Annotated in this window: 3 protein-coding genes; 1 reads left to right on the plus strand and 2 read right to left on the minus strand. The window is 64.7% G+C overall.

What is annotated here, in order from left to right:
* Positions 1-80: 80 nt before the first annotated feature.
* The gene (locus tag ACRDUX_RS00455; protein ID WP_526409955.1) at positions 81-1,133 is read left to right on the plus strand and encodes an acyltransferase family protein; all 1,053 of its coding nucleotides are present in this window, start codon (positions 81-83) and stop codon (positions 1,131-1,133) included.
* A gap of 222 nt (positions 1,134-1,355) precedes the next feature.
* Here ACRDUX_RS00455 and ACRDUX_RS00460 read toward each other — a convergent pair whose 3' ends face one another.
* Complete coding sequence (locus ACRDUX_RS00460; RefSeq protein WP_526409957.1) at positions 1,356-2,345, minus strand: NAD(P)-dependent alcohol dehydrogenase; 990 nt, start codon at positions 2,343-2,345, stop codon at positions 1,356-1,358.
* A gap of 47 nt (positions 2,346-2,392) precedes the next feature.
* Positions 2,393-3,641: cytochrome P450 (locus ACRDUX_RS00465; RefSeq protein ID WP_526409959.1), on the minus strand; the 1,249-nt coding region annotated here is incomplete at its 5' end.

The raw sequence follows: 3,641 nt of genomic DNA on the forward strand, positions 1-3,641 counted from the left end.
CTGCACGTCGGCCAGCAAAGAAATTTTGGCGGCTCCATGGGTATCATTTGGCGGAAAACGTCGACACCCCCGGGAGGTTCATGAAACTGGGGCAGGTATTCGATCGACGGCACAACGCTCTGACCACGTGGAGACTCGTCCTCGCGATAGGAGTGGTCTTCTGGCACTCCTGGCCCCTCACCGGCCGCGAGATCAGCTATGCGCCAGCGGTACGGCTGCTCAGCGACATGTTTGCCGACGGATTCTTCGTCATTTCCGGGTTCCTCATCACTGCAGCTTGGATGCGCCGCCCATATCTGAAGGAGTATTGGGCGTCCCGCGTTCTGCGGATCTTCCCTGGCCTATGGGTGTGCCTGCTGGTGATTGCCTTCGTCATCGCTCCGGTCGCGGCCAAGATCCAGGGCACCTCAGTCACGTTGTCATCAGAGATCGGGTATGCGGTCAACAACGCCCTGCTCAACGTGGCCTACATGGGCATCGACGGCACGCCAACGAATGTGCCGTATCCGGGGGTGTGGAACGCGTCCATCTGGACCCTCTTCTTCGTACTGCTCTGCGACGTCATGGTCTCCGTACTCGGGTTCGTCGGCCTTCTGAAGCGGCGCTGGACAATTCCGACCCTGTTCGTCTTGGCGGTGTGCTGGTCGGCCTACGTCTCGTACACACCGCCGTCGTACAGCATGGCGCAGATGCTGGCCCGATTCGCCGTCGTGTTCCTCGCGGGCGCGATGTTCTACCAGTACCAGGACAAGGTGCCTGCCCGCTGGTCGTTGGTCGCGCTCAGCGTCGCCATCGTCGTGGCCTCCGGGTTTACCCAAAACTATCGACTCGTCGCCGCCTTGCCGCTGGCCTACGCCATCATCGTTTCGGGCGCCCTCATCCGCAAAGCGCGACTGCGCCACGACTTCTCGTACGGCGTGTACATCTACGCATTCCCGATCCAACAGTTGCTGGCTACCTTCGGGCTTGCCTCGTTGAATCCGTTCGTGTTCTTCGTCGTCGCGACGGCAGCCACCATTCCGGTGGCCGCCGTGAGTTGGTTCGTGGTGGAGAAGCGGGCGACGGCCCTCAAATCCCGCATTTTCCGGAAATCCGCAAAGCCGCCCGCGGTGAAGGCGGCTACGACGGCGTGAATGGCCCCTCAGGCGGCGAAGAGTAGGAACAGTCCCGCCCACGTGTATCCGACCATCAGCAGGACGCTGGGCAGTTCGTCGGCAACCACGAGTGCGAGGGAACTAGCCCCGCGAGCGAGAGGTCTTCGCGCTCGTCGCGAACTCAAACGCCGAAAGTACGGTTGTTGTACGCGTTTCGCGAGAAGGGCCGCGAACAAGCGTGCACTCGGCGATCGCTACCCACTAGTCGTTCGGCGTGATGACGGCGCGGCCCTGGATCTTGCCGTCGTGCAGCAGGTGGTAGGCGTGTGCCGCGCCGTCGAGCGGGAAGTGTTCGATGAGCATCTTGATCTTGCCGGCCTGAGCCAGCGAGATGACCTCGATGAGTTCGGGGATGGACCCCCAGAACGGTGACGCCACGGAGCATTCGTGCGGTGGGCTGGAGAAGTTGACCGGCAGTGCCGCGTTGCCGACGCCGACGATGGTGAGGTGACCAAGGACCCGGGCCACCTGCGCCGCCATGGTCAGGGTGGCGTTGACGCCGACGAGGTCGAGGACGAGTTCGGCCCCGTGGCCCTTGGTGATGCCCCTGATCGTCGTGACGGCGTCCGGTCCGGAGACAAGTGCCTCGTCGGCGCCGAACCGCTTCGCGATCTTCAGCTTGTCTTCCGAGGTATCCACCGCGACAACGGTTGTCGCTGCGGACAGCGCCTTGAGCACCTGGATCGCCATCTGCCCGAGCCCACCAGCACCGATGACGACGGCCGTCGAGCCGGGCCCGAGCAGATGGACCGATCGCTTCACGGCGTGATAACTGGTCAGCCCGGCATCGCTCAGCGGGGCGGCCTCGCGAGGGTCCAACGCACCCAACGGAATCAGGTACCGCGTCGAGGGAACGAGAACATACTCGGCCATCCCACCGTCGGTGCCGCCGAGCCCGCCGGGACTGGGCTTGCCCGGTGTCTGGCAGTAGTTCTCCATGCCCTGGCGACAATTCATGCACAGGCCACAACCCCATGGCCCGTACACGATGACGGGATCTCCCGATGTGAAGCCCGTGACGCCAGGGCCCATCGTCTCGATCCATCCGGCGTTCTCGTGGCCAAGCGTGAACGGCAGCGCGAAAGACCTCGCTCCTGCAGGTAGTTCGAGCAGGTGCAGATCCGAGTGACAGGCACCGGCGCCACCGACCGTGACGAGCACCTCCCCCGGCCCTGGCTCGGGCACTGGCACGTCCCGGAGCTGGCCCGGCCGTTGCCATTCGACGAACTGGAAGGCCTTCACAGGATCCGGTCGAACTCGACCTCGAGATGCAGCGGGCCGCGGAACACCTGGTTGACCCGGTAGGGCGGCGGGTCGACGACCAGCCGCGGGTTCTCCACGCGCCGCAGGAACGTCTCCAACGCGATGTTGACCTCGAGCCGCGCCAGTGGGCCGCCGACGCAACTGTGGACGCCGCGGCCCCAGCCGACGTGCTGGTTGTCGGGGCGCCGGATGTCGAACTTCTCGGGCTCGGGGAACCGCTTCGGGTCACGGTTGGCCGCGCCGTAAAGCAGATGCACCGCCGAACCCGCAGGGATGACGGTCCCGCCGACCTCGACGTCGGCGGTGACGCTGCGGCTGGGGAAGAACTGCACGGCCGACTGCAGCCGCAGCACTTCCTCGATCGCCTTCGGAATCAGTTCGGGCTTCTCGCGTAGCAGGTCGATCGACTCGGGGTTGCGAAGCAGGAGCAGCACACAGTGCGCGATGGTGTTCACCGTCGAGTCGTGCCCGGCGATCAGGAGTAGCTGCGCATTGGCCGCGGCCTCAGCGGGCGCCATGGCACCGTCGGGGCCGTCCGTATCGCTCACCAACTTCGACAACACGTTGTCACCGGGCTCCTTTACGAAGCCCTCGATCAGACCGGCCATGTACTGCTTCATTGCAGCCATGCTTACGCGGCCCCTTTCCAGGCGTGCCTTCCCTTCCTCGGTCGCGGCGTCCGGCCCCATGTCCGCCCCGGCCATGAAGTCGAAGATCCAGCCGTGAAAGGTCGGCTCGTCCTTCAGGGGAACACCGAGGATCTGGCAGATGACTGCGACTGGAACCGGATAGGCGTAGTCGTCGACGACGTCGAAGGTGTTGCCGCCCTTGGCCTTGGTCCGGTCCAGCAAGTCGTTGCACAACGTCTGGATGTCGGCCGCCATGTCGGGGATGACGTTCGGGGAGTGCGGCGGTGCGAAGTGCCGCATGACCTGCCGGCGCTGCTTGTCGTGCTTGGCCGGATCGGAGACGATCAGGCTGGCTTCCCGGCCGTAGGCCTGCATGTGCTCGGCGCCGACGTCGGGTTGGGCGTGAGCCGCCGGCTGGGCCGAGATCGGACTCTTCGAAATGTCGGAACTGACGTGCGGGTCGTGTGCGAGCTGCAGCAGCTCGCGGTAGCCGGTCACGACATAGACCTTGTCGGCGACCTGCACGACGGGCGTCTTGCGAAGCTCGTCGAAGAACCGGTACGGGTCATGGCGGTTCTCGTACTTCATCGCCTCG

The organism is Mycobacterium sp. (assembly GCF_050701675.1).
In the GTDB taxonomy this organism is placed as follows: domain Bacteria; phylum Actinomycetota; class Actinomycetes; order Mycobacteriales; family Mycobacteriaceae; genus Mycobacterium.